At 71.5% G+C, this 25,824-nt stretch carries 25 protein-coding genes; 11 read left to right on the top strand and 14 right to left on the bottom strand.

Features of this window, described 5'->3' with window-relative positions; all coding sequences use genetic code 11:
- Window positions 1-24 precede the first annotated feature (24 nt).
- Together QSK15_RS30750 and QSK15_RS30755 are read left to right on the top strand one after the other, a co-directional pair.
- A complete protein-coding gene (locus tag QSK15_RS30750; protein WP_285797610.1) occupies window positions 25-2,355 on the top strand; it encodes a ribonucleoside-diphosphate reductase subunit alpha in 2,331 nt (776 codons plus the stop codon).
- A 68-nt stretch (window positions 2,356-2,423) separates the two neighbouring features.
- Window positions 2,424-3,419 carry a ribonucleotide-diphosphate reductase subunit beta gene (locus QSK15_RS30755; protein WP_285797611.1) on the top strand — a complete coding sequence of 332 codons (996 nt, stop codon included), beginning with the start codon at window positions 2,424-2,426 and terminating at the stop codon, window positions 3,417-3,419.
- Here the strand turns inward: QSK15_RS30755 and QSK15_RS30760 are convergent.
- Window positions 3,416-4,330, bottom strand: a complete 915-nt coding sequence (locus tag QSK15_RS30760; protein WP_285797540.1) for a MerR family transcriptional regulator — start codon at window positions 4,328-4,330, stop codon at window positions 3,416-3,418. The genes QSK15_RS30755 and QSK15_RS30760 overlap by 4 nt on opposite strands.
- Before the next feature lie 118 nt (window positions 4,331-4,448).
- Here QSK15_RS30760 and eno point away from each other — a divergent pair, with 118 nt between their 5' ends.
- Complete coding sequence (eno, locus tag QSK15_RS30765; protein ID WP_285797541.1) at window positions 4,449-5,714, top strand: phosphopyruvate hydratase; 1,266 nt, start codon at window positions 4,449-4,451, stop codon at window positions 5,712-5,714.
- An 11-nt stretch (window positions 5,715-5,725) separates the two neighbouring features.
- Here the strand turns inward: eno and QSK15_RS30770 are convergent, their stop codons facing one another.
- From QSK15_RS30770 to QSK15_RS30790, 5 genes are all read right to left on the bottom strand, one after another.
- Window positions 5,726-6,079: a TraR/DksA family transcriptional regulator gene (locus QSK15_RS30770; RefSeq protein ID WP_285797542.1), complete on the bottom strand. Its 354-nt coding sequence runs from the start codon at window positions 6,077-6,079 to the stop codon at window positions 5,726-5,728.
- Between the two features lie 23 nt (window positions 6,080-6,102).
- Window positions 6,103-7,314: a ferritin-like domain-containing protein gene (locus tag QSK15_RS30775; RefSeq protein WP_285797543.1), complete on the bottom strand. Its 1,212-nt coding sequence runs from the start codon at window positions 7,312-7,314 to the stop codon at window positions 6,103-6,105.
- Complete coding sequence (locus tag QSK15_RS30780) at window positions 7,311-8,156, bottom strand: phosphate/phosphite/phosphonate ABC transporter substrate-binding protein (RefSeq protein ID WP_285797544.1); 846 nt, start codon at window positions 8,154-8,156, stop codon at window positions 7,311-7,313. Before QSK15_RS30780 ends, QSK15_RS30775 begins: the two co-directional genes overlap by 4 nt.
- Window positions 8,156-9,325: an acyl-CoA dehydrogenase family protein gene (locus tag QSK15_RS30785; RefSeq protein WP_285797545.1), complete on the bottom strand. Its 1,170-nt coding sequence runs from the start codon at window positions 9,323-9,325 to the stop codon at window positions 8,156-8,158. Before QSK15_RS30785 ends, QSK15_RS30780 begins: the two co-directional genes overlap by 1 nt.
- A 76-nt stretch (window positions 9,326-9,401) precedes the next feature.
- Window positions 9,402-10,349 (bottom strand): ion transporter, encoded by a 948-nt coding sequence (locus QSK15_RS30790; RefSeq protein ID WP_285797546.1) that lies wholly within the window; start codon window positions 10,347-10,349, stop codon window positions 9,402-9,404.
- Between the two features lie 181 nt (window positions 10,350-10,530).
- Here QSK15_RS30790 and QSK15_RS30795 point away from each other — a divergent pair, with 181 nt between their 5' ends.
- Window positions 10,531-11,229 (top strand): TetR/AcrR family transcriptional regulator, encoded by a 699-nt coding sequence (locus QSK15_RS30795; RefSeq protein ID WP_285797547.1) that lies wholly within the window; start codon window positions 10,531-10,533, stop codon window positions 11,227-11,229.
- A gap of 5 nt (window positions 11,230-11,234) precedes the next feature.
- On the opposite strand, the gene QSK15_RS30800 is transcribed toward QSK15_RS30795, so the two are convergent.
- Complete coding sequence (locus tag QSK15_RS30800) at window positions 11,235-11,696, bottom strand: GNAT family N-acetyltransferase (RefSeq protein ID WP_285797548.1); 462 nt, start codon at window positions 11,694-11,696, stop codon at window positions 11,235-11,237.
- A gap of 175 nt (window positions 11,697-11,871) precedes the next feature.
- Window positions 11,872-12,729 (bottom strand): SDR family oxidoreductase, encoded by an 858-nt coding sequence (locus QSK15_RS30805; RefSeq protein WP_285797549.1) that lies wholly within the window; start codon window positions 12,727-12,729, stop codon window positions 11,872-11,874.
- Between the two features lie 88 nt (window positions 12,730-12,817).
- On the opposite strand from QSK15_RS30805, the gene QSK15_RS30810 reads away from it, so the two are divergent.
- Window positions 12,818-13,222, top strand: a complete 405-nt coding sequence (locus tag QSK15_RS30810) for a winged helix-turn-helix transcriptional regulator (RefSeq protein ID WP_285797550.1) — start codon at window positions 12,818-12,820, stop codon at window positions 13,220-13,222.
- A gap of 75 nt (window positions 13,223-13,297) precedes the next feature.
- Here QSK15_RS30810 and QSK15_RS30815 read toward each other — a convergent pair whose 3' ends face one another.
- A complete protein-coding gene (locus QSK15_RS30815; protein WP_285797551.1) occupies window positions 13,298-14,260 on the bottom strand; it encodes a helix-turn-helix transcriptional regulator in 963 nt (320 codons plus the stop codon).
- Window positions 14,261-14,684: 424 nt separating this feature from the next.
- Here QSK15_RS30815 and QSK15_RS30820 point away from each other — a divergent pair, with 424 nt between their 5' ends.
- Window positions 14,685-15,347 carry a hypothetical protein gene (locus QSK15_RS30820; protein WP_285797552.1) on the top strand — a complete coding sequence of 221 codons (663 nt, stop codon included), beginning with the start codon at window positions 14,685-14,687 and terminating at the stop codon, window positions 15,345-15,347.
- A gap of 143 nt (window positions 15,348-15,490) precedes the next feature.
- Window positions 15,491-17,002: a CehA/McbA family metallohydrolase domain-containing protein gene (locus QSK15_RS30825; RefSeq protein ID WP_285797553.1), complete on the top strand. Its 1,512-nt coding sequence runs from the start codon at window positions 15,491-15,493 to the stop codon at window positions 17,000-17,002.
- A gap of 94 nt (window positions 17,003-17,096) precedes the next feature.
- Here the strand turns inward: QSK15_RS30825 and QSK15_RS30830 are convergent, their stop codons facing one another.
- Window positions 17,097-17,690, bottom strand: coding sequence for a MarR family winged helix-turn-helix transcriptional regulator (locus tag QSK15_RS30830; RefSeq protein ID WP_285797554.1), 594 nt, complete (start codon window positions 17,688-17,690; stop codon window positions 17,097-17,099).
- Window positions 17,691-17,805: 115 nt separating this feature from the next.
- On the opposite strand from QSK15_RS30830, the gene QSK15_RS30835 reads away from it, so the two are divergent.
- The 3 genes from QSK15_RS30835 to QSK15_RS30845 all read left to right on the top strand — a co-directional run bounded on the left by QSK15_RS30835 (window position 17,806) and on the right by QSK15_RS30845 (window position 21,308).
- On the top strand, window positions 17,806-19,392 hold the full coding sequence (locus QSK15_RS30835; protein WP_285797555.1) for an LLM class flavin-dependent oxidoreductase: 1,587 nt from the start codon (window positions 17,806-17,808) through the stop codon (window positions 19,390-19,392).
- 66 nt (window positions 19,393-19,458) lie between these two features.
- Window positions 19,459-20,055: an ArsR/SmtB family transcription factor gene (locus QSK15_RS30840; protein ID WP_285797556.1), complete on the top strand. Its 597-nt coding sequence runs from the start codon at window positions 19,459-19,461 to the stop codon at window positions 20,053-20,055.
- Window positions 20,052-21,308: an MFS transporter gene (locus QSK15_RS30845; RefSeq protein ID WP_285797557.1), complete on the top strand. Its 1,257-nt coding sequence runs from the start codon at window positions 20,052-20,054 to the stop codon at window positions 21,306-21,308. Before QSK15_RS30840 ends, QSK15_RS30845 begins: the two co-directional genes overlap by 4 nt.
- A 181-nt stretch (window positions 21,309-21,489) precedes the next feature.
- Here the strand turns inward: QSK15_RS30845 and QSK15_RS30850 are convergent, their stop codons facing one another.
- Both QSK15_RS30850 and QSK15_RS30855 read right to left on the bottom strand, forming a co-directional pair.
- Complete coding sequence (locus QSK15_RS30850) at window positions 21,490-22,185, bottom strand: alpha/beta fold hydrolase (protein ID WP_285797558.1); 696 nt, start codon at window positions 22,183-22,185, stop codon at window positions 21,490-21,492.
- 96 nt (window positions 22,186-22,281) lie between these two features.
- The gene (locus QSK15_RS30855; protein ID WP_285797559.1) at window positions 22,282-22,704 is read right to left on the bottom strand and encodes an MmcQ/YjbR family DNA-binding protein; all 423 of its coding nucleotides are present in this window, start codon (window positions 22,702-22,704) and stop codon (window positions 22,282-22,284) included.
- A gap of 148 nt (window positions 22,705-22,852) precedes the next feature.
- On the opposite strand from QSK15_RS30855, the gene QSK15_RS30860 reads away from it, so the two are divergent.
- Entirely contained in the window at window positions 22,853-24,655 is a 1,803-nt protein-coding gene (locus QSK15_RS30860; RefSeq protein WP_285797560.1) for an acyl-CoA dehydrogenase, read from the top strand.
- 4 nt (window positions 24,656-24,659) lie between these two features.
- Here QSK15_RS30860 and QSK15_RS30865 read toward each other — a convergent pair whose 3' ends face one another.
- Both QSK15_RS30865 and QSK15_RS30870 read right to left on the bottom strand, forming a co-directional pair.
- Window positions 24,660-24,836: a hypothetical protein gene (locus tag QSK15_RS30865; RefSeq protein ID WP_285797561.1), complete on the bottom strand. Its 177-nt coding sequence runs from the start codon at window positions 24,834-24,836 to the stop codon at window positions 24,660-24,662.
- A 152-nt stretch (window positions 24,837-24,988) separates the two neighbouring features.
- Window positions 24,989-25,708 carry a polyamine aminopropyltransferase gene (locus QSK15_RS30870; protein ID WP_285797562.1) on the bottom strand — a complete coding sequence of 240 codons (720 nt, stop codon included), beginning with the start codon at window positions 25,706-25,708 and terminating at the stop codon, window positions 24,989-24,991.
- Window positions 25,709-25,824 lie beyond the last annotated feature (116 nt).

Genomic DNA, 25,824 nt, shown 5'->3' on the forward strand with positions numbered 1-25,824 from the left:
GACACGCCCGCGCGGCGGACGCCGATGCGGGTCCGCAAGCGCGACGGCGCGGCCGAACCCGTGGACGTGAACAAGATCGTCCGGGCGGTCGAGCGGTGGGCCGACGATCTGACCGACGTCGACCCGATGCGGGTGGCCACCCGCACCATCAGCGGCCTCTACGACGGCGCCACCACCGCCGAACTGGACCGGCTCTCCATCCAGACCGCGGCCGAGATGATCGGTGAGGAGCCGCAGTACTCCCGCCTCGCCGCGCGGCTGCTGGCCGCCTACGTCGACAAGGAGGTACGCCGGCAGGGCATCACCTCGTTCAGCGCGGCGATCCGGGTCGGCCACGCCGAAGGGCTGATCGGGGACGACACCGCCGCGTTCGTCGCCGCACACGCCACGACCCTCGATGCCGCCGTCGACCCGGACGGCGACCGCCGGTTCGAGTACTTCGGACTGCGCACCGTCTACGACCGCTACCTGCTGCGCCACCCCACCAGCCGACTGGTGCTGGAGACCCCGCAGTACTGGCTGCTGCGGGTGGCCTGCGGTCTGTCCCGGACGCCGGACGAGGCGGTCGGCTTCTACCGACTGATGTCCAGTCTGGCCTACCTGCCCAGCTCACCGACCTTGTTCAACTCCGGGACCCGGCACACCCAGATGTCCTCCTGCTACCTGGTCGACTCCCCGCTCGACGAGTTGGACTCGATCTACGCCCGGTACGCCCAGGTCGCCAACCTGTCCAAGTTCGCCGGTGGCATCGGCATCGCGTACTCCCGGGTCCGCTCCCGCGGCGCGCTGATCCGGGGCACCAACGGGCAGTCCAACGGGATCGTGCCGTGGCTGCGCACCCTGGACGCGAGCGTGGCGGCGGTCAACCAGGGCGGCCGGCGCAAGGGCGCGGCCTGCGTCTACCTGGAGCCGTGGCACCCGGACATCGAGGAGTTCCTGCACCTGCGCGACAACACCGGCGAGGACGCCCGGCGCACCCACAACCTGAACCTGGCCAACTGGATCCCGGACGAGTTCATGCGCCGGGTCGAGGCCGACGAGATGTGGTCGCTGTTCGACCCGAACGAGGTGCCCGAGCTGCCGGACCTGTGGGGGGATCGGTTCGACGCCGCGTACCGGGAGGCCGAGGCGCAGGGCCGCTACGTGCGGCAGGTTCCGGCGCGGGAGCTGTACGGCACGATGATGCGCACCCTCGCCCAGACCGGCAACGGGTGGATGACCTTCAAGGACGCGTCGAACCGGCTGTGCAACCAGACCGCCGAGGACGGCAACGTGGTGCACCTGTCCAACCTCTGCACCGAGATCGTCGAGGTGTCCAGCGACACCGAGACCGCCGTGTGCAACCTCGGCTCGGTGAACCTCGCCGCCCACCTCACCGACGGCGGCATCGACTGGGAGAGGCTGCGCGCCACGGTGCGCACCGCGGTGACCTTCCTCGACCGGGTCATCGACATCAACTACTACCCGACCGCGCAGGCGGCGGCGAGCAACCCCCGCTGGCGGCCGGTCGGGCTCGGGCTGATGGGCCTACAGGACGTCTTCTTCGCACTGCGGCTGCCGTTCGACTCGCCGGCCGCCCGGGAACTGTCCACCCGGATCAGCGAGGAGCTGTACCTGACCGCGCTGGAGACCTCCGCCGACCTGGCCCGCGACTTCGGCGCGCACCCGGCGTACCCGCAGACCCGGGCCGCGCGGGGCCAGCTCCAGCCCGACCTGTGGGGTGTCGAGGGCACCCAGACGGCACGCTGGGAGGCGCTGCGCGAGCGGGTCGAGGCGTACGGGCTGCGTAACTCGCTGCTGGTGGCGGTCGCGCCGACAGCCACCATCGCCTCGATCGCCGGATGCTACGAGTGCATCGAGCCGCAGGTGTCCAACCTGTTCAAGCGCGAGACCCTGTCGGGGGAGTTCCTCCAGGTCAACACCGCTCTGGTCCGGGAGTTGAAGGCACGCGGTCTGTGGACCGAGCCGATCCGTTCGGCGATCAAGCGGGCCGAGGGGTCGGTGCAGGACATCGCCGAGCTGCCGGCCGGCGTACGGGAGTTGTTCCGCACCGCCTGGGAGCTGCCGCAGCGGGCGCTGATCGACCTGGCCGCCGCCCGCGCCCCGTTCATCGACCAGTCCCAGTCGCTGAACCTGTTCCTGGCCGCGCCGACCATCGGCAAGCTCTCCTCGATGTACCTGTACGCCTGGAAGGCCGGCCTGAAGACCACGTACTACCTGCGTTCGCGCCCCGCCACCCGGATCCAGCAGGCCACCGTCGGCGCTGTCGCGCCCGCCGCTGTCACGGTCGCCGTCGACGCGGAGGCGCTGGCCTGCTCACTGGAGAACCCCGAATCGTGCGAGGCCTGCCAGTGAGCCCCGCCGACGCCATCACCGACGCCGCCATCACCGACGCCGCCACCATCGACACGAGGACCACGCACATGCTGCTCGACCCCGGGATGGACCTCACCCTGCGCCCGATGCGCTACCCGCACTTCTTCGACCGCTTCCGCGACGCCATCCGCAACACCTGGACCGTCGAGGAGGTCGACCTGCACGCCGACCTCGCCGACCTGGACAAGCTGTCACCGGCCGAGCGGCACCTGGTCAGCCGCCTGGTCGCGTTCTTCGCCACCGGCGACACGATCGTCGCCAACAACCTGGTGCTCAACCTCTACCAGCACGTGAACAGCCCCGAGGGTCGGCTCTACCTGTCCCGGCAGCTGTTCGAGGAGGCGGTGCACGTCCAGTTCTATCTCAACCTCCTCGACACCTACGTTCCCGACGAGACCGAACGTTTCGAAGCCTTCGCGGCGATCGAGAACATCCCCTCGATCCGGCGCAAGGCCGAGTTCTGCTTCCGCTGGATCGACTCGCTGGGCGACCTGCGGGAGTTGCGGACCCGGGACGACCGGCGGACGTTCCTGCTGAACCTGATCTGCTTCGCCGCCTGCATCGAAGGGTTGTTCTTCTACGGCGCGTTCGCCTACGTCTACTTCCTGCGCTCCCGCGGCCTGCTGCACGGCCTCGCCTCCGGCACCAACTGGGTGTTCCGCGACGAGTCCATGCACATGGCGTTCGCGTTCGACGTCGTCGACACGGTCCGCGCCGAGGAGCCGGACCTGTTCGACGACGACCTCGCCGACCAGGTCCGGCAGATGCTCACCGAGGCCGTCGAGTGTGAGGTGCAGTTCGCCGAGGACCTGCTGGGTCACGGCGTACCCGGTCTGACCCTGGCCGACATGCGGGAGTACCTCCAGCACGTCGCCGACCGCCGCCTCGCCCAGCTCGGCATCCCGGCGCACTACGGGTCGAGCAACCCGTTCGGTTTCATGGAGTTGCAGGACGTGCAGGAGCTGTCCAACTTCTTCGAGCGGCGGGTGTCGGCGTACCAGGTCGGGGTGAGCGGCACCGTCGCCTTCGACGACGATTTCTAGGCGGCAACCGATCCGGGGGCCCGGCGTCGTTTGGTGAGCCACCGCATCACGTGCAGGGGGTGCGACGCCGGGTCCTGGATCGGGTGGAAGACGTGTTCGACAACGCCGTCGGCGATGATCAACGTCAGCCGTTCGTAGAGCGTCATGTCGCCAGCGGTACGGGTCGGCAGACGCAGCGCGGCGGCCAGGGTCAGCCTCGGGTCGGGGATCAGCGGGTAGGGCAGCCGCAGCCGGTGCGCGAGTTCCCGTTGGTAGCCGGTCGACTGCGCGGACAGCCCGTACACCCGGGCGGCGCCGGCGGCGCGCAGCTCCGCGTGGTGGTCGCGGAACCAGGCGGCCTGCTCGGTGCTGCCCCGGGCGCCGTGGATCTCCAACAGCCCGTTGGGCAGGTCGACGCCGGGTCGCCCGGTCAGCGGGTAGACGAAGATGACGGTGCGCCCGGCGCCGAGCGCGCCGAGGTCGACCGGGCGGCCGTCGGTGCCGTAGAAGGACAGCGGTGGCAGGCTGGTGCCGACCAGCGCGGCGGGGTCGCCCCCGACCGCGCCACCGCCGGGTACGACCTGGCTCGCGGCGGCGTCGAGGCGTGCGTCCAGGGCGTCGCGCTGGGCGGTCAACCTGCCGATCCGTTCCTGCAGGTTGGTGATGGTGCTGCGGTACGTGGCCACCGCCGCCGCGCACACGTCGGCGTCGTCGGCACCCCCGGCGATCGACTCGACGAACGGGCGGGTCTCCTCGACGGTCAGGCCGAGTGCCATCAGCTCGCGGATCTGGGCCACCAGCCGCACCGCGATCGGGTCGTACTCCCGGTAGCCGTTGCTCAGCCGCCGGGGCACGACCAGCCCGGCCGACTCGTAGTACCGCAGTGCCCGGACCGTGGTTCCGGTCCGTCGTGCCAACTCGCCCACCCGCATCCCGCGACCCTAAACCCGCACCCCGGGGTACGGGTCAACGTGTCCATCGTCGCGGTGTCAGGGCCGCCGTTTCCTGCCAGTCTGGCGGTGAAACAGCAGCTTGAGCAGGGAGTGTGCGATGACGGCAATCAGTCGGGTGCGGGGTCGGCAGATCCTCGACAGCAGGGGCAACCCGACGGTGGAGGCCGACGTGGTCCTTGCCGACGGGTCGACCGGACGGGCCGCCGTGCCGTCCGGCGCGTCGACGGGGGCCAACGAGGCGGTCGAGCGGCGCGACGGGGACCGGACGCGTTTTCACGGCAAGGGGGTCAGCGCGGCCGTCGCCGCGGTCAACGGGGAGATCGCCGACGCGGTGCGCGGGCTCGACGCGGAGGACCAGGCCCTGATCGACGAGACGATGATCGACCTCGACGGTTCCAAGGACAAGGGCCGCCTGGGCGCCAACGCGATCCTGGCGGTGTCCCTGGCGGCCGCGAAGGCGGCGGCGTCGGCCCACCGGCAGCCGCTCTACCGCTACGTCGGTGGCGTCGGCGCCCGCCTGCTGCCGGTGCCGATGATGAACATCATCAACGGTGGCGCGCACGCCGACAATCCGCTCGACTTCCAGGAGTTCATGATCGCCCCGGTCGGCGCGCGGACCTTCGCCGAGGCGGTCCGGATGGGCTCGGAGGTCTTCCACACCCTCAGGGCGTCCCTGGCCGCGGCGGGGCACAACACCAACGTCGGTGACGAGGGTGGCTTCGCCCCGAACGTCACGGACGCCGACGAGGCACTGCGGTTCGTGCTACGCGCCATCGAGGACACCGGTTACCAGCCCGGTTCCGACGTGCTGATCTGTCTCGACCCGGCCAGCTCGGAGTTCTTCCGCGACGGCGTCTACGACTACGTCGGCGAGGGACGTCAGCGCACCGTTGACGAGCACATCGACTACCTGCTGGACCTGGTCGCCCGGTACCCGATCAGCTCGATCGAGGACCCGATGGCCGAGGATGACATCGCCGGCTGGCAGCGGCTGACGGCGGCGGCGGGGGAGCGCGTGCAGTTGGTCGGCGACGACGTGTTCTGCACCGACGTCGACCGGCTGCGCGACGGGATCGACGGCGGTTACGCCAACGCGATCCTGGTCAAGGTCAACCAGATCGGCACGCTCACCGAGACCCTGGCGACGGTGGACGCCGCCCACAAGGCCGGGTACCGGGTGGTGATGTCGCACCGCTCCGGAGAGACCGAGGACACCACCATCGCCGACCTGGCCGTCGGCGTCGGTTGCGGACAGATCAAGACCGGTTCCCTGTCGCGCTCGGACCGCACGGCCAAGTACAACCAGCTCATCCGCATCGAGGAGGAGCTCGGCGACCGCGCCCGCTACGCCGGTGGCCGCTGACGGCGGTGCGGCTACCGTCGACTGGCGCACGCCACACAGGTACGCGCTGACGGGCGGGCGACGAGACGCTCGGCGGGAATGGGACGCAGACACCGTTCGCACACGCCGTAGCTGCCGTCGTCCACCCGTCGCAGCGCGACGTCCAGCTCGGCCAGGCGTCGGCGGGTGGCGTCCAGGACGGCGATGAGCTGCGCGCGTTCGAAGGCGATCGTGCTGCCCTCGGGGTCGTGTTCGTCGTCGGCGTTGGACGACCGGGACGCCTCGAAGAGGCCCCGCAGGTCGCCCTCCAGGGCGGTGGCCTGAGCCTCGGTCTGCGCGCGCAGCCGCAGGAGCGCCTCGCGGACCGCGCCGGATTCGCTGGTCATTGTCGCTCCAGCGTACTGCGCGCCTACATGAAGTTGCGGGTGTGCAGCGCGGAGAGCGCCGCCGCCTCGTCGGGCTGGAAACCCAGCCGGACGAGGCGGCGCTGGCGGCCCTGATCCATGGCGTGCTGCAGAGCCCGCACCCGGTCGAAGCCGGCGGACACGTCGTCCGGATGCCACCCACCCGCCGCGAGCACCACCAGCGCGTCGAAGACGTCCGCGTTGAGCCCCGCGGTGTCGACCAGCGCGTCGTGGCGACGGTGGATGGCCGCGCGCAGCCGGTCACGCAGCAGCGGATCGAGGTGCGCCTGATGTTCCAGGTGCGCCATGCCGAACACGACGTGCCGCCGTTCGTCCTGCATGGCGAGCCAGCAGATCCGACGCGTCACCGGGTCCGGGGCGTTCTCGTGCAGGAACGAGAGCAGATCGACGAAGCTGCCCTCGCCGAGCACGGAGAGCAGAAACGACGCCAACGCGAAGTCCGACTCCGCGACCAGCGTGAACAGCGACTGCCGGCCGCCGGCCGACGAGGTGCCCAACTCGGCGCCCCGCAGCAGCGCCCGCCGGCTGAAGACCTCCATGTGCCGGGCCTCGTCGGCCATCTGCACGGCGAGCAGCTGCACCACCTCCCGAAAGTGCGGGTGGATGCGCCCCACGAACCGGGCCGGCACGACGAGGGCGGCCTGTTCGTTCTCGACCAGGTAGGTCATCACCTGCACCACAGCGGCTTCGACGTCGGCCGGCAGCGCGAACGGGTCGTCCCACGGCACCGCGGTCTGCGGGTCCCACTGTCGGGCGGCGGCCTGCGCGTACAACTGCGGGGCGATGTCGGCCCAGACCAGGTCGCGGTCGTCCAGGTCGAAGCGGGCCTGCGGGCCCCCGGCTTCGAGGAGCGCGCCCCGCGCGCCGAGCCCCCACCGCGCCGGTGGACGACTGCTGAGCGACGTCGGCAGGGCCGGCCCGGCCCGCTCGGCGCCGGACCAGCGGTCGTCGTCCGCCGACCCCCGGACCACGACCGCCACCAGCTCGCTGCGGTCGCACCGATCCGGCCATTCGACCCGGTGGCCCCGAGCACGGCACCAGGCGGGCAGGTGGACGCGCAACGCCGGGTCGTGGCCCGAGACCGCCAACCGGCCGCCGGGTGGCAGCCCGGTCAGCGCGCGTTGCACGAGCAGGTGCGCACCCCGGGCGAAACCCAGGTCACCGAGGTCGACCTCGGCGACGGGCGCCGCGCTCACGGCCGGTAGTCCGGGGCCGTCACCCGCCCGTCGGGGGAGTAGAAGCCCGCGGCGTCGACCGCCTCGGCCAGGGCTGCGTACCCCGTGGCGCGGCCGTCCCGCCAGGCCGTCAACCCCTCCAGGTCGAGCAGCGGACGCACCTGCGGATCGGCGTACGACATGCCGAGCAGCAACGCGCCGAAGAGCCGCACCCCGTCGGACTCCGGCGCGCGGACCGTCATGTTGCAGTGGTCGTAGGGTGCGGTCTGCGCCACGATCCGGGTGCCGTCAGGCGGTAACGTGCCCTCCTGCACGAACCCCAGATGGTTGGCGTCGATCATGCAGGCGGCGTCGACCTCCCCGGCCACCAGGGCGCGGGCCGCGTCGCGCTCACCGCCGAGGTGATCGCCGTGCAGGCCGACACCCACGTCGAAGCGACGGACGTCGACCGTCACCCCGGCCGCCGCGAGGTGGCCGAGCGGAATCAGCGTCGCCTGTGGACTGTCCAGTGCGCCGACGGCGACCACCCGCCCGGCGAGGTCGGTGACCTGGCGCACCGGCGACTCCGCGCGAACCACCACGACCGAGGTGAGGTCCTGGTCGGTGTCGCGCATGGTGAGCGCGCGTACGGCAGTGCCGTGGGCGGCCGCCAGCCGCTCGGCGCGCAGCCAGGCCAGGGGAGAGTTCCAGGCCGCGTCGATCCGCCCGGCGACGAGGTCCTCGACCTGTCGCTCGTAGTGGGAGTAGAGGACGAAGTCGAAGTCCAGGCCCCGCCCGCGCAGCCAGGCGCGGAAGCCCTCCCAGATGGTCACCACCTTCGGGTCGTACGCGACCGCGCCCATCAGAACGCCGGGCGCGGGCATCAGCGGTTCGCCTCGTCGAGCAGTGGCAGCCCGGTGGCGACCCGACCGACGAAGTCGTGCAGCGCGTCGGTGGTGGGTGCCATCACCCGGGCCGCGCGGGCGTCCCGGAAACGGCGCTCAAGGCCCAACTCCTTGCGGAAGGCGCTGCCGCCGCAGAGTTGCATGGCACCGTCGGTCACGTCGGCGACGGTCTCGCCAGCGAGTGCCTTGACCTGGAGCACCCGCAGCATCGCGTCGTCCCGGCCGGTCTCCAGCGCGGTGAGCGTGTCGCCCAGGAAGGCGCGCAGCGCGTCGGTGCGGATCATCAGGCGGGCGAGGTCGCGTCGGGTGACGGGCGCGTCGCGCAGGGCCGCTCCGGTGTGCGCGAGCGTGGTGCCGGTGAGGTGGCGGCCGGCCTCGGCGACCGCGCTGGCCGCCAGACCGAGGCAGAACGCGGCGTTGAGCACCAGGAACCAGGGCAGGATCGCGCCGAGCGCGGTGTCGAGCCCGGCGCCGTCGGCCGCCATCCGTGCCGTCGACGCAACCCGGAGCCCGTCGGCGGTCATCGGCCGGGAACCGTTGCCGCGCAGGCCCAGCCCATCGAAGTCCCCGGTCACGCTCAGGCCGGCGCTGTCGGCGGGTACGAGCCACAGCGTCATCGGGCCGGCACCGGGGGCCAGCGGAAGGCTCGACCAGACGTAGCTGTTGGCCTCACCGGCCGAGGTGACCCAGCTCTTGCGGGCGTCGAGGCGGACCGTGTCGTCGTCGGCGGCTGTCGCGGTGCCGGTCGGCGACCAGAAGTGGCTGCGCGAGCCGTACTCGGAGAAGGCCAGCGTGGTGAGGTGGTCGCCGGCGGCGATGGCGGCGCGGACGTCGCGGGGGCCGTGGGCCTCGATGACGGCGGTCGCCGCGTAGTGCATCAGCACCACCATCGCGGTGGACCCGCACTCGGCGGCGAGCCGCTCGATGACCTCGGCGACCGCCCGCATGCCGTGGCCGCCGCCACCGATCTCGGTCGAGGACGCCAGGCCGAGCAGGCCGGCTGCGGCGAGGGCGTCGACACCGGGGCGGGGGAAGGCGCCGTCCCGGTCGACGATCGGCGCCTGCGGGCGGATCACGTCGTCGATCACCGGGCCGAGAGCGTCGGTGGGATTGGTGGCGGTCGGGGCGGTGTCCACACTCGTCGTCATGCCGGCACCTCTTTCGGAGGCCGATGGGACCGCCGTCGACACTATCCGCACGGGAACACGCAGCGCGAGGGTCGGATCACCGTCCGGTGCGGGCGTTGTCGCGGTGCGGTCGGCTGTGCCCGTCGTCCCGGTCGATGCGCAGCTCACGTTCCAATTCGGTGATGACCGCCCGCAGGTCGTCCAGCCGTTGGGTGAGCGCGATCCGGTCCACCTCGTCCGGTACGCCGTCGCCGTCCTCGTCGTAGCCGGGAGCCAGGCGCTCGGTCATCTCCAACCGGCGGGCCTCCTCCATCGAGTTGACGATGACCGCGATGAGAATGTTGAGCAGCAGGTTGACGGTGATGACGACGTAGCTGACGTAGTAGAGCAGCGTCCACGGTGAGATCGCCATGCCCTGCTCGATGAGGTCCGGCAGCGTCTCCAGCGACAACAGCACGAACAACGTCAGCAGCGACCGGCCGATGTCGCCGTACTCCTCCGGGTACCTGTTGCCGAAGATCAGCCAGCCGGCCATGCCGTACACGTAGAGCGTCACCACCGCCAGGGCGAGGAAGCCGGTGACACCCGGCAGGCTGCGCCACAGCGCGGACACGATGGTCCGCAGGCCCGGTGAGAACCGCACCAGGCGGACCATGCGGGCGACCCGCACGACCCGCAGCAGCGCCGGGTCGCCGTGCAGGCCCGGAATGAAGATCGCGGCGATCACCACGAAGTCGAAGACGTTCCAGCCGTGTCGGAAGAAGTCCTGTGGGCGCTTGCCGTACGCCGCCAGCCGGATGGCGATCTCGACGACGAAGACGGCCCGGAAGAACACCTCCAGCCAGTGCAGCGCGGTGCCCGCCGGGCTCAGGTTGTCGTAGGTCTCCAGGCCGAGAACGATGCCGTTGGCGAGGATGACCACGACGATGGCGATCTCGAAGGGGCGGGACCGGGCGAGTCGGTCGCAACGGTCGACCCAACCCGACTGGTGCCGCTGTGGGGCGGCCGGTCCACCCCGTGGGGCGGGCACGGGTGCGTCGCTCACCAGGTGGCCGGCTCGATCGGGCGCGCCGAGCAGGTGGCCCACCTCCGGCCGTCGTCATGGCGGTGCCGATGGTGTGCGGACATGCCCACCAGCCTAGCCAAGATCAATGACAGTGGTCGAGCACGCCGCCTCGCGGTGACGACCCGACTGGCGAACGGCGGTTGCCGTTTAGTGTGGATCGGTGAGTGACGTACCGCCGCGCGTCGGCGACGGCGACCCCGACCGGCGGCCGATCTGGAGCAGGCCCGAACGGGGCAGCCGTGGCCCCGCTCCGGCGCGCAGCCGGGACAGCATCGTCGTCGCCGCCATCGCGCTGGCCGACACCGAAGGGCTGGCCGCGGTGTCGATGCGCGCCGTGGCCGCCGCGCTCGGCACCGGCGCCGGCTCCCTCTACCGCTACCTGTCGTCCCGCGACGACCTGCTGGACCTGATGACCGACCGGGCGGTGCGGGACCTGCGCCCGTACCCGCGGGTGGAGGGCGACTGGTTGGCGACGATGGTGCTGTTGGGCCGCCGGCAGTTGGCGCTGTTCGGCGCCCATCCGTGGCTGCTCGACGTGTTCCACCGGCCGTCCGGCATCGGCCCGGAGACCCTGGCCTGGTTCGACTACTGCATCGAAGTCCTGGAACCCGTGCGCTGCCCGGTGGCCGCCAAGTTCGAGGCCATCGCGATGATGACCGGCGTGGCCAGTCTCTTCGCCCGTCAGGAGTCCGCCGCCGGGGCGTTCAGCTTCGCCGGGGTGGACCTCACGGCGTACCCGCACCTGGTCGCGGCGTTCGGCCAGCCCTCCGGACCGACGCCCCGCGCGGATCTCGTCGAGCGGACCCTACGCGGTCTGCTGACCGGCCTGCTGCTCACCGAGCCGACCCCGGCGGACTGACCGGGTCACGAAGCGGTGGTGAGGTACCGGCGGTAGCCGAGGGCCGACTGCGTGAAACCGACTGACGCGTAGAACTGGTGGGCGTCGGTGCGTGCGGCGTTCGACACCAGTTGGACCTTGTAGCAGCCGGCCGCCGTCGCATCGTCGAGCGCCGCCAGCACCAGGGCCCGGGCGACGCCGCGCCGGCGCCATCCGGGCGCGACCACCACGTTCTCCACCATCATGTACGGTCGCGCGCCGTGGGTGAGGTTGGGGGCGACGAGGGTGTCCAGGGTTCCCACGAAGGTGTCCCCGGCGACGGCCAGCAGGAGGCGGCGGCCAGCCTGCGCGTGCAGGTCGCGCCAGGCGCTGGCCAGCCGGGAGGAGTCCGGCCGCGCATCTCCGGGGGCGAGCTGCCACAGCACGTCGAAGACCCGCTCGGGGTCGTCCTGCTCGACGGCGACGCGGACGACGACGTCGCCGCTCACCGGACCGACCCCCGCCGGTCCACGGTGGACATTGAGGGGTCCCGACGTGGCGGCCCGGCGTGCCGGCGGAACCGGTCATTGACGTGCCTGAGCATGCCGTCGAGGATACGTGCCCGGCTGCACCAGGTGGCGGGCGGCGGGGACCTGCCCCGCCGCCCGCTTCGCTGGTGAGCGGTCAGGCCCGGGCGGCCCGGATGGCGTCGCGTAGCGGGGTGCTCGGCCGGCCGAGCAGCCGGCTGAGGTCGTCGCTGTCGGTCGTCAGCTCGCCGTTGGCGATCGACTGGTCGAGCGCGGCGACGAAGCCGGCGGTGCCCGCGTCCAGGCCGACGTTCTGCAGGGCCGAGGCCAGTTCGGCGGCGGACATGTCCTGGTGGACGACTGTGGTGCCGGTGACCTCGGTGACGGCCGCGGCCAGCTCGTCGAAGGTGAACGCGGTGCCGCCCAGCTCGTAGACGGCGTTGCCGTCCTCGTCGCGGGTCAGCGCAGCCACCGCGGCCCCCGCGTAGTCGGCCCGGGTCGCCGCGGAGATCGTGCTGCCGCCGGTGGCGCCGAGGATCGTGCCGGACCCCAGGTACTGCGGCAGCTGGTCGGTGTAGTTCTCGGTGTACCAGCTGTTGCGCAGCACTGTGTAGCTCAGTCCGGACGCGGCGAGGACCTCCTCGGTGGCCTTGTGCTCCGGGGCGAGCGGGTTCGCTGTGGTGTCGGCCTTCAGGATGCTGGTGTAGACGAGCCGCTCGACCCCGGCGAGCTTGGCGGCGTCGATGACAGCGGTGTGCTGCGCGACGCGCTGCCCGGGGGTGTCGCCGGAGATGAGCAGCAGCCGGCGTACGCCGGCCACGGCGCCGGGCAGCGTCGACGGGTCGTCGTAGTTGGCAGTGCGGATCTCGACCCCGCGTGCGGCCAGGTCGGCGGCCTTCTCCGGGCTGCGGACGATGGCGGCGATCTCGGCGGCGGGTACGCCGCTGTCGAGCAGCTGCTCGATCACCAGCCGGCCCAGTCGGCCGGTGGCGCCGGTGACGGCGTAGGTGGGCATGGGAACCTCCGAAGGGTGGTGACAAATCAGCTGGCACTTACGAATCTACAGCACTAACCAAGTGTGGGGCATGAGATAGGCTGGTGAGGTGAGCGACAGGCCGGCCCAGGATCCGGCGGGGCCTACCCAGGAATTCGTCAGCGATGTCTTCGCGCGGGGTTGCACCTCTCGTGCCGCCTTCGAGGACGTCACCTCGAAGTGGGCCTCGCTGGTGCTGTTGGCGCTCGGCGAGGGTCGGTACCGGTTCAACGCGCTGCGGCGCCGCATCGACGGGGTCAGCGAGCGGATGCTCTCCCAGACACTGCAGACCCTCGAACGTGACGGAATGCTCACCCGCGAGGTGCTCACCGCGATCCCACCGCGCGTCGAATACTCGTTGACCCCCCTCGGCGCCCGGGTCGCCGAGCAGCTGCGTGGCCTCGCCGATCTGCTGGAGGCGTCGGTGCCCGAGTTACGGACCGCCCGCGACAGCCACGAGCGCGACCGGGGCTAGCTCGGAGCCGACGAACGCCGCGCCGGACGGCGTGCGTGCCCGCGTGCGCCGTGTCGGCGGAGCAGGGTCGCGGCCTCAGGTGTTCAGCGTGATGCGCGGCGGCACACCGTAACTGGCCTGGTAGCGCGCGGTGAACCTGCTGTGGCTGGCGAATCCCCACCGACTGGCGATCGCCGAGACCGTCTCCTGGCGTGGGTCGGCGCGGACCAGGTCGTGGTGTGCCCGAGCGAGCCGGAGCCGACGCAGGTAGGCCATCGGGGTGGTGCCGAGATGACGGCGGAAGGCGAGTTGCACCGCCCGCAGGGAGACGCCGGCCGCGCCGGCGATGTCGGCCGCGCTGATGTCCCGGTCGGCGTGCTCCTCCAGAAACGCGATCGCCCGACGCAACGTGGCGGTGGTGGCGTCGTTCCGGTCCGCGGCGGTCGGTTCGGTGAAGGCCGTATTGGGAAAGACCGCGAGCGCCGCCGCGGCCAGCATCCGGGCGGCGTTGCCGATCACCAGCGGCTGCGCTCCGGCGACCGGGCTGTTCAACACGACGTCGCGGACGAAGCTCGTGGTGTTGCCCCACTGCCGGGCCAGGGCCGTACCGGCGGCACCCAGTTCGGTGAACTGGATCCGACCTGGCCGGCGGGCCGGCGCGGTGGTGGCCACCCGCGCCAGCACCGACAGGTCCAGTACGCAGAGCTCCACCTCACCCGGATGCCAGCGCACGGTGCACGGCTCCTCGGGCCTGGTGACGAGGAAGACCTCGCCGGGGCCGAACCGGTGGGCCGATCCGGCGCAGGCCCGGTTGACGCGCGCGCTGCGGGAGCGACCGATGACCAGCCCGCCGAGGCTGCTGGCATCGATCTCCAGGTGCCCGGTCTGGCTGGTGCTCGCGATGGCGAACGGACCGGTGTCGACGCGGCGGTGGGTGAGCCGATATCCGTTCCTGCTGTGAATGCGCAGCTTCGGGTCGTACGTGGCGGAGAGGAATTCCTGGATGGCCGCCGGGTCACGACTGTCGAACTGGTGGGTCTGCACTGGCGATGACGTCATCCGCTGTCTCCGTCCGGTGGAGGTGCCGCCGGGGTCGTGGAACGGGTGCCGACGGCAGGGATCGGGACGTGCCGGGGTGCGCGGCGGTGACCCGGCACGTCGGTGGCCGGCGGTGCGGTGAAGTGGAACGTCGCGAGCGGGACGGCAGCGACCGGTTGAGGGCGTCGGATCTGGTCTGACTTCCTGCAACCGCAAGGCGCAATATCTGTAGATGGGAATGTCACCATACGGCAATCACCGACGTGCCGCCCTGCAAATCACGTGCTGTGTCGGCAGCTCGACTTCGTTTTCCGGCTAACCCGGCGAATGGTTCTACGCCTGCTGTCCTAGCCACCCTCACGGAGGACAGCGAAATCTTGTTCATGATTCGTTCCGGGGGTGACCGGATCACCGCCGGGGAACCGGCCATCGAAGGGGGGAAGCGTTGGACAGTACTGATCCTGACCGCATCGTTCGCCTCGCCGTCGGCGAGGCGCTGGCCCGGGTGGCGGACGAGGACAGCCTGGGTCTGGGCGAGGGCGACGCGCTGGAAAGGCTCGGAGCGGGGCTGCGTGAGGTGCTGCGCCGCGCACTCGACGACCGGGTGCCACTGACCACGCCGGACTTCGTCGACCTCTGCCGTGACCTCGGTCTGCACCGGGACGCCTTCGACCTGCTGGGGCACTACCTGATGACCGCCCTGCTGACCCAGCACGTCGGACCGGATGTCCTGATCCGCGTCGGGGTGCTGCTCGGCACCGTGGGTCGCTACCTGCCCGGCGCCCGTCCGGCACCCCACCGCAACGAGAGCCCCGCGACCCGGCGTCGCGACGTGCGCTCGGACAACAGCGTCGTCGGCCGGTACCGCCGCGCCAAGCTGCCGGAACACCTGCCCAACCCCCCAAGTTGGACCTGCACCGGCTGCGGGCGAGAGTGGCCCTGCGCCACCAAGCAGAGCCAGCTGCTCGCCGAGTTCGGTGGCGCGCGCGCCTCCCTCGCGGTCTATCTCGGCTCCTGCCTCGTCGCCGCAGCCGAGGACCTGCCCACGCTGCCGCTGCCCCGGGTCCGGCACCGGTTCCTCGGCTGGTTGCCGCGCGCCCGGATCTGACCGGGTCGCTGGCACCCGCCCGGCTCCCACCGGTCGGAGCAGGGTGTTCATCGTGAGCACCCACTGCGTACGGCGGGCGTTCACCGGCCTCTTCAAGGCTCCTTGATCGAAAGAGCATTCGCTTGATCGAGGAGAGGCACCACGTGTCAGACAGGCATTCCGAAGAGACCGAGCACCCGCAGCTGTCCCGGCGCAAGCTGGTCAAGTACGCGGGCGTCGGCGCGACGCTGGCCGCCGCCAGCCCACTGGTCGGCGCCGGAGCGGCGTGGGCCGACGAGGACCGCCGGCCCGCTGACCACGACAAGCCCGACCGGGGTGACTCCAAGAACCGGGTGTGGCGGGCGGGCGACCACCACGTCCACTCCGAGTACAGCGGCGAGTTCGACACCACGAAGTCCCCGATCGTCTTCCACAAGGGCGCGGACGCGGTCTACCCGATCGTCACCAACGCCATCATGGCGAAGAACTTCGGCCTGACCTGGGCGATGTGCACCGACCACGGTGGACCCACCCACTCGAAGGTGAACATCGAGCAGGCGTACCCCGACCTGCTGCGGTCCCGCAAGCTGGTCCCCGAGGTGCTCCAGTTCTGGGGCATGGAGTTCGACGCGCCCTCGCTGGACCACCACACGCTGATGATCCCGCGTCACGACGACGAGGCGAAGCAGCTCTTCGAGTTGGAGAGCCGGTTCGCCAAGTACGACGCGTTCCCCACCGACCCGACCCGCGACACCGAGGCCAGGATGGTGGAGTTCCTCAAGGTCGCCCGGGGCATGCCGCACAAGCCGCTGGTGATCGCCCACCACGCGTCCCGTTCGGCGCCCGGCCTCGGCGTCTACGGCCAGGACACCCCGCGCGAGTTCCGCAACGGCAATAACGCCGCGCCGGACGTCTACATCGGCTTCGAGGGCGCACCCGGGCACCAGGCCGGCCCGCTCAACGGTGGCAAGCGGGGCGGGTACGGCAACCACCCCACCTACGGCGGCTTCGACCAGATGACCGCCCGGGTCGGTGGGCTGTGGGACTCACTGCTCGGCGAGGGCCGACGGTGGTGGATCACCGCCACCTCGGACTCGCACGTGCACTGGACCCGTGGTGGGTCCGACTTCTGGCCGGGGGAGTACAGCAAGACCTACGTGCACGCCCGCCAGGACTACGGCGACATCATGGACGGCCTGCGCAACGGCCGGATCTGGGTCACCACCGGTGACCTGATCCGCAGCCTCGACGTCACCGCCACGTCCCAGGGCAAGACCGCCGAGGTGGGCGAGACGATCACGGTGAGCCGTCGGAGCCGTACCGACGTCGATATCGAGATCACCTTCCGCCCGCTGGGTGGGGTGAACGCGAACGGCGACCGGCCCGAGGTCCGCCGGGTCGACCTGATCGTCGGCCAGATCACCGGCCCGAGCGCCAGCCTGGACGCCGACACCAACCCCACCACCAAGGTGGTGGCCCGGTTCGGCCCGCGCGACTGGCGTCGGCAGGGCGACAGCTACGTCATCCGGCACACCCTGCGCAACGTCGAGGCGGACACCTACGCGCGGGTGCGTGGCACCAGCACGGACGAGGCCGAGCCGCTCGCCGACGGCCTGGAGAGCCCGTGGGACGACCTGTGGTTCTACTCGAACCCGGTGTTCGTGCACGTTCGCTGACCGGGCGCGGTAGCGATACCGCGGGGTCGCCCGGCACCGCTCGACGAACGACGTCGGGTGGTGCCGGGCGGCCCGTCGGTCAGATATCCACTGGTCAACCGGTGCTTCGGCGGGTTCGGGGGGAGGCGGTTCGTCCGCTTCGCACCGCCGCGGCACCGGTCCGGCGGGCAGTGGGCGACGCCGGTTCGGCGTGCACCTCGGTCACCACCTCACAGAGGTCACGCAGCGGGTCCGCCGCCTGGGCCGAACAGGCGACCTTCTGCAGCAGGGACCGCAGCGTCGCCGACTCGGACGGCGTGAGGGCCCCCAGCAGATGCGACTCGACCTGCCGCAGTGCCGTTCGTCGCTGCTCCCACGCGGCACGGCCGGCGTCGGTGACCTCGATCAGCCGGTTGCGCCGGTCGGCCGGGTCCGCGCGACGGGCCACGAAGCCGGGCCCCTCCAGGTCATCGATCAGGTACGTGAGGACCGTGCGGTCGACGCCGATCTCCTCGGCGATCGCCCCCTGGTTCCGGGCGGGTCCGTTGATCGCCGCGGTGAGCAGCTGATAGCCACGAGGGCCACCGGGGAAATCGGTGAGCGCGTGCTCGGCCGCGCGGACGTAGCCGCGGAAGACGATCCCGAGCATCCAGCCCAGGTCGTCGTCGAGCGGATCGGGCCGGCCCGGCCGGTGAGTGGCACCCGTCATCCCCCGACAATAGCGCAGTAAGCCAGACCTTGATGGCAGCAGATGTTCTGTATGGCATAAGGTTAAGGTCACGACGCATCAGCCGACGCGTCGGGGTGAATCGGGAGGCTCGCAGATGAGCGACTACGGCCACGACCTGGTCTTCGGATCCTTCGTCACGCCCAGCGCTGACAATCCGGACCGTACGGTCGGGGTCGCCGTCCTGGCCGAGCAGGTCGGGCTGGACCTGGTCACCTTCCAGGACCACCCGTACCAACCGGCGTTCCTCGACACCTGGACGCTGCTGAGCTTCGTCGCGGCCCGCACCCACCGGGTGCACCTCGCGGCGAACGTGACGAACCTGCCACTGCGCCCGCCCGCGGTGCTCGCCCGCAGCGTGGCCAGCCTGGACCTGCTCAGCGGTGGCCGGGTCAGTCTCGGCCTCGGGGCGGGGGCGTTCTGGGACGCCATCGAGGCGATGGGCGGCCGGCGGTTGACCCCCGGCGAGGGCGTCCGGGCGCTGACGGAGGCCATCGAGGTCATCCGTCAGCTCTGGGACGTCGAGACGCGCGGCGGAGTGCGGGTCGACGGCGAGTTCTACCGGGTGATGGGCGCCAAGCGCGGGCCCGCCCCGGCCCACCACACGCCGATCTGGCTGGGCGCGTACAAGCCCCGGATGCTCCAGCTCACCGGCCGTCGGGCCGACGGCTGGCTGCCCACGCTGGGCTACCTCCAGCCCGGCGACCTGGCCAAGGGCAACGCGATCATCGATGACGCCGCGCGGGAGGCCGGCCGGTCCCCGCGGGACGTGCGCCGGCTGCTCAACATCGCCGGACAGTTCTCGGCCGTCGGGCGCGGCCCCCTGGACGGGCCCGCCGAGCAGTGGGCCGAGGAGTTGGCCGAGCTGGCAGTGGAGGACGGCGTCGGCACCTTCATCCTGGCCAGCGACGACCCCGACGACCTGCGCCGCTTCGCCGGCGAGGTCGCCCCCGCCGTCCGTGAGCTGGTCGCGGCCGAACGGAACCAGGGCGCGGCGCCGGGGCGTACGCCAGCGGAGCCGGAGCCCGAGCCGTCGGCGGTCGTCGCGGCGCCGGTGCGGGAGAGCCGTGCCACCGCGACCGGCGGCGCGTTCGCCGTGGTGCCGACCCCCGGCGACGGTGTACGACGAAGCGAGCGGCGGGTGTGGGACGAGTCGACCCGGCCGACCGGGCCCGCGCCCGACCCGGAGCGCACCTACACCCCGCAGGAGCAGGCCACCGGTGCGCACCTCGTGCAGATCCACGACGGTCTGCGTGCCGAGCTGGCCCAGATTCACGACCTGATCGACCAGGTGGCGGCCGGCGAGATCGACGCCGGCGCGGCCCGCTCCCACATCAACACCATGACCATGCGGCAGAACAGGTGGACGCTCGGCGTCTACTGCGAGTCGTACTGCCGCATCGTCACCACCCACCACACCATCGAGGACCAGTCGTTCTTCCCCCGGCTGCGGGCGCGCGACCCTCGACTCGGCCCGGTGGTCGACCGGTTGGAGCAGGAGCACCACGTCATCCACGACGTGCTGGAGGGTGTCGACCGGGCCCTGGTTGCCTACGTCGGGTCTCCGGACGGCCTCGCCGAGCTGCGGGCCGCGGTGGACCTGCTGACCGACGCTCTCCTGTCGCACCTCAGCTACGAGGAGCGGGAGCTGGTCGAGCCCTTGGCGCGGTTGGGCATCGCCTGATCAGCGGGGCGCCGTCGCGGCGGGCCGGGGGTTCCCTGATCTGATCTGAGAGGCTACTCTCGAAACATGTCTCTCAAGAATCCGTACGGGGATTTCGAGATCACCGAGCCGCAGGCGCTGCGGGCGCTGGCCCATCCGGTCCGGCTGGCCATCCTCGACCGCCTCCAGCGGCACGGCCCGGCCACCGCCACCGGGCTCTCGCCGCACGTCGGGGCCACCCCGTCGGTGGTCAGCTGGCACCTGCGGCACCTCGCCACGTTCGGCCTGGTCGTCGACGCGGAGGGCACCGCCAGCAAGCGTGAGCGCTGGTGGCAGGCGGCGGCCCGGGGCTTCCGCTTCGAGCTGCCCGACGATGCCGAGGGGCAGGCAGCCGGCCGGCAGCTCCGCGGCGAGATGTTCGCCAGGGCCGCCGAGGCGCCCCAACAGTGGCTGCTGCACGACGAGCCCCGACTGGACGCGCAGTGGCGCGGCGTGGCCGGAGTGGCCGACACCCGGTTCGTGGCCACCCCCGAGGAGCTGCAACGGCTGGAGGCCGCCATCGAGGAGTTGCTCGCGCCGTACGTGCGGCGCAAGGACGACGACACGTCGCCGGCCGACGCGCGAACCGTGCGGATGCTGCGCTACCTCCTGCCCGAGCCCGGCGACGACCCGGCCACGTCGTGACCGCCACCGCCACCGCCCCCGCGCCGCCCCTGCACCGCGACCGGCGGTTCCGCACCTTCTGGATCAGCGAGACGATCTCCCAGTTCGGCGACCGGATCAGCGAACTGGCCCTACCGCTGATCGCGGTCACCCTGCTCACCGCCACACCCGTGCAGGTGAGCGTCCTCACCGCGCTGATCTGGCTGCCCAACCTCCTGGGCCTCTTCCTCGGCGCGTGGGTCGACCAGCGCACCCACAAGCGGCGACTCCTGATCATCGCGGACCTGATCCGCGCTGCGGTGCTGCTCAGCCTGCCGGTGGCCTACCTGTTCGACGCGATCACCCTCACTCAGCTCTACCTCGTGGCACTGCTCACCGGCCTGGGAGCGGTGCTGTTCGCCATGGCCCGTCAGGCGTTCTTCGTCGCCCTGGTGCCCCGATCGGCGTACGTCGACGCGACCAGCAAGCTCAGCATGAGCCGGTCGCTGTCCTTCATCGCCGGCCCGGCCGTCGGCGGTGGGCTCGTCCAGGTCCTCAGCGCGCCGGTCGCGATCCTCGTCGACGCGGTGTCCTTCCTCGGCTCCGCGCTGCTGCTCAGCCGCATCCCGGTGACCGAGCCGCCGCCCCCGCCCCGTCGGACGTCGACGTTCGGCCTGGTCCGCGAAGGGCTGGTGCTGGTGCTGCGGCACCCGGTGCTGCGGGCCGCCCTCGGCTGCACCAGCACCGTCAACTTCTTCACCTTCATCGCCAGCGCGCTGCTGGTGCTCTACGCCAGCCGCGACCTCGACCTGTCGGCCGGCGCGATCGGCATCGCCTTCGGGGTCGGCGCGCTCGGCGGGTTCGCGGGCGCGGCCCTCGCCCCACGGATCTCGCGCACGATCGGCCTGGGCCGCACCGCCATGATCGGCGCGATGCTCTTTCCCGCACCGCTGGCACTGACCGCACTGGTGTCCGGACCCACCTGGGCGAAGGTGGCCATGCTGGCGGCCATCGAGCTGGTCTCCAGCGTCGGGGTGATGCTGATGGACGTGAACCTCAACGCCCTCCTCACCGCCGTGACACCCGACGACGCGCGAGGACGCCGGGCCGGCGCCTACAGCGCCGTCAACTACGGCATCCGACCGCTCGGCGCGCTTGTCGGCGGCGCGTTGGGCACCACCCTCGGCCTGCGGCCCACTTTGGTCATCGCCGGCCTGGGTGGCGTGCTCGCCGTGCTGTGGTTGCTCGCGTCACCGGTGCGCCACATCAGAACCCTGGACGACCAGACAGCCTGATCTCTGCTGTCGGAGCGGGTCACCACGGGGCGGCTCACCCCGATGAGGGTGATGCCTCAGAGGCATCGTGATGACTCTGAGGCATCACGCCCATCGAAGCGACCGCGCCATCGCCGCCCCCACGACCGGGCGATGGCGGCGAGCGGCGGCACCGCGCCGACATTCACGCGCCCGGCGCAGGTCAGCCGGCTTGCGCGACCAGGATCCGGGCCAACTCGGTGGGCTGGGAGAACATCGGCCAGTGGCCGGTGTCCATCGTGACCAGTCGCCAGTGGTCACTGGCCAGCAGCGTGGCCACGGTGTCGTTGGGCTCAGGCCCGTCGAGCAGGCACTTCACGTACGTCGCCGGCAGCTCACCCAGCGGTCGGCTCAGCACGGCCGGCTCGGTCAGCGTGGCGCCCGGGTGCGGGGTGGCCCCCTCGACCAGGCGCGCAATCTGCCCGTCGGTGAGACCCTGACCGTCGAAGTCGGTCACCGTGAGCGGCGCCCAGTGCCCGCCGTTGTCGGCGAGTTGCGCCTCGAAGGCGGCCTGGCCCTGCCACCAGCCGGAGGCGAACGACCCGCCGTCGACCGGCACCTCGGAGTCGACGAAGACCACCCGGATCAACCGGTCACCGATCCGTTCGGCGGCCTGACCCACCGGGATGCCCGAGTAACTGTGCCCGACCAACACCACGTCGCGCAGGTCGCGGCGCTCGATCTCGTCGACGATGTCCTGCACGTGGGTCTGCTGCCCGGCGGGCGCCTCCCGCCGCTCGGCGAGACCGGAGAGGGTCAGCGGGTGCGTGCCGTGGCCGGCCGCCCGCAGGGGCGGCACCAACTCGTCCCACGCCCATGACCCCAGCCACGCCCCCGCCACCAACACGAATTCAGCCATGGCGCGGAGCCTAACGGCGACCTGCGACAGGTCGGCGGGTCACGAGCAGAGCCGGGCATCGGCGTCGAGCCACCTCGCGCCCACCCGGCCCGGCGCTCAGCGGGACGGCGGCACCGTGGGGCCGACCTGCGCGGCGAGCCGCTTCGGGGCCAGGACGCAGTAGCTCTCGGTGAGCAACTCACCCACCTCCTCCCAGTCGGTGTCCCCGTCCACGATCATGCCCAGCACGTTCGGAGCCCAGTCCGGTTTGTAGAACGGATGGCCCATGCCGAGGAGCCCGGCGATCTCGTCGAGTGGCGACCGGAAGGTCAACAGGCAGGCGGGCCGGTCGAGGGCGGCGGCCCGGGCGTGGACCTGCTGACGGTCGGGGTCGACGGTGAGCACGTGGGCGAAGGTCCGCTTGCGGATGCGCCAGCGGATGCCCACCCAGGCGGGCTCTTCGTAGGTCTCCGGCAGCCCGAGGCAGATCGGCCGCAGCCGGTCGAGGACCTCGGGTGGGACGTCTCCGGGTGCGGTCACGGGCAACGACGCTAACCGGTGGGTGTGACAAGTTCCGCTCGTCGAACCCGGGCCGGGCCGGTGGTGCGGGTCCTGCCGATCGGCCAGGATGGGCGGGGCGACAGTGGGCCGTCGCCCCGCCCGCCCCCCGCGCCCGCTGAGGAGTGCCGTGCCGTCCACCCTGCTCTCCCGACGTGACCTCGACTTCCTGCTGCACGAGTGGCTGCGGGTGGCCGAGCTCGTCGAGCGTCCCCGCTACGCCGAGCACTCCCGGGAGACCTTCGACGACGCCCTGGACCTCGCCGAGCGGGTAGCCACCGAGCAGTTCGCCCCGCACAACCGGGCCGCCGATCTTGCCGAGCCCACCTTCGACGGGCAGCGGGTGCGGCTGATCCCGCAGGTCCGGGCGGCGTTGGACAGCTTCGCCGAGACGGGTCTGCTCACCGCCGGGCTGGACGCCACCGTCGGCGGCCTGCAACTGCCGCACGCGGTCGCCGCGGCCTGCTTCACCTGGTTCCAGGCCGCCAACGTGGCCACCTCGGCGTACCCGTTCCTCACCCTGGGCAACGCCAACCTGCTGCTGGCGCACGGCAGCCCCGAGCAGGTGGACACGTACGTGCGGCCCATGTTGGACGGTCGGTTCTTCGGCACCATGTGTCTGTCCGAGCCGCACGCCGGCAGCTCACTGGCCGACATCACCACCCGCGCCGAGCCGCAGGCGGACGGCACGTACCGGCTCTTCGGCACCAAGATGTGGATCTCCGGTGGCGATCACGAGTTGGCGGAGAACATCGTCCACCTGGTACTGGCCCGCATTCCGGGCGCGCCGCCCGGGGTCAAGGGCATCTCGCTGTTCATCGTTCCCAAGGTGCTGGTCGGACCGGACGGGTCGCTCGGCGACCGTAACGACGTGGTGTTGGCGGGGCTCAACCACAAGATGGGGTTCCGGGGCACCACCAACACCCTGCTCAGCTTCGGCGACGGCGCGCACACCCCAGCCGGTCGCCCCGGAGCGGTCGGGCATCTGGTGGGCGCGCCCCATCAGGGTCTGGCGCAGATGTTCCACATGATGAACGAGGCCCGGATCGGGGTCGGGGCCGGCGCGACCGCGTTGGGTTACACCGGCTACCTCAAGAGCCTGGCGTACGCGAAGGAGAGGCCGCAGGGCCGGCCGGTCGGCGCGAAGGACCCGGCCACCGCGCAGGTGCCGATCATCGACCACCCCGACGTACGACGGATGCTGCTGGCCCAGAAGAGCTACGTGGAGGGGGCGCTGGCACTGGTGCTCTACTGCGCGCGGCTGCTCGACGAGCAGAAGACCGCACCGGCCGAGGCCGACCGCGAGCGCGCGCACCTGCTGCTGGACGTGCTCACCCCGATCACCAAGAGTTGGCCGTCGCAGTGGTGCCTCACCGCCAACGACCTGGCGATCCAGGTGCTCGGCGGCGCTGGCTACACCCGTGACCACGACGTGGAGCAGCACTACCGGGACAACCGGCTCAACCCGATCCACGAGGGCACCCACGGCATCCAGGCGCTGGACCTGTTGGGGCGCAAGATGACCATGCAGGGCGGCGCTGGTCTCGTCCTGCTGACCACGACGATCGGCGACACGGTCGAGCGGGCCCGGCAGACCGGGGGCGAGGCCGCCGAGCTGGCGGGCCGGCTGGCGGCGGCGGTGGACCGGGTCATCACTGTCACCAGTCGACTCTGGGCCGACGGTGATCCGGTGCTGGCGCTGGCCAACGCCAGCGCCTACCTGGAGGCCGTCGGGCACGTGGTGATCGCCTGGATGTGGTTGGAGCAGGTGCTGGCGCTGCCGCCGGAGGGGGCCGGCGACGCGTTCCACGCCGGCAAGCGGCAGGCCGCCCGCTACTTCTTCACCGTCGAGCTGCCCCGCACCGGGCCGCAGTTCGACCTGCTGGAGAGCCGGGACCGGACCACGCTCGACATGCGGCCGGACTGGTTCTGACCGGTCAACGTCGTCGGGACTGGTGGCTCATGGCCTGCCGCCCCTTGACGACGCCCCAGACGATCACGATCACCAGCGCGATCAGACCGATGATGATCAGCCAGCGGACCGCTTCGAGGAGCAACCCGAGCAGGATCAGCACGCCGGCGACCACGCCGACGACCCAGAGCAGTGCACGCATGTCGACCTCCCGTAACCGGCCGCGCCTGGTGCGGCCGACCCGGGTACACGTTCCCCGTCCGGCCGACACCATGCCGATTGATCGACTCGGGTTCCCCGCGGTGGGGGGCGTCGACACCCCGACGTCCTGAGACGCGGGTCGACCCGGGGCGCTCAGCCGTCGGCGCGCGCCACGTAGACGGTGTTGGCCGACTCGCCACCGGTCAGCGGGTTGGCGAACGGCACGACGTGCGCCCGCACGTCCACGAACACCTCGCTGAGCGACGCGGTGAACTCGGCGTCCGGCGGGTCGTCCGACCAGAGCGCGAAAACGCCCCCGGGGCGCAGCCGGGCGGCCAGGCGGCGCAACCCGTCCGGCGGGTAGAACGCCGCGTGGCTCGGGTGCAGGACGTTGCGCGGGGAGTGGTCGACGTCGAGGAGCACGGCGTCGAAGCGTCGACCGGGCACCTCGCTGTCGAAACCGGTGTCACCGGCCACCGCCGCGAAGAAGTCGGCCTGCACGAAGCGGGTCCGGGGGTCCTCGGCGAGCCCCGCCGCGAACGGCAGCAACCCGCGCCGGTGCCAGTCGATCACGTCCTCGATCGCCTCCACCACGAGCAGTGAGCGCACCCGGGGGTCGCCCAGCGCCGCGCAGGCGGTGTAGCCCAATCCGAGACCGCCCACCACCACGTCGAGCGACTCACCGGTCACCTCGGCGAGGCCGAGCCGGGCCAGCTCGATCTCCGCGACCGGGAAAAGGCTGGACATCAGATACTCGTCGTCGAGCTTGACCTCGTACACCTCGACCTGGAGTGCCGGGTCCCGGCGTCGGCGCAGGCTGATCGCGCCGATCGGAGTCTCCCGCCAGGCCAGCTCTTCGAAACGCGCGCCCACGGGTGCCCTCTCGCCGCCGGATTCGTCCCCGGATGGTACCGGTTGCCCCGCCGCCGACGGCCACGCAGGGTCCACGGGACATCGACGCAGCGCATATCCTGTGCCCGGCCGATCCA

Origin of the sequence: Micromonospora sp. NBRC 107095 (genome assembly GCF_030269705.1) — a bacterium.
Taxonomy (GTDB): domain Bacteria; phylum Actinomycetota; class Actinomycetes; order Mycobacteriales; family Micromonosporaceae; genus Micromonospora; species Micromonospora parva.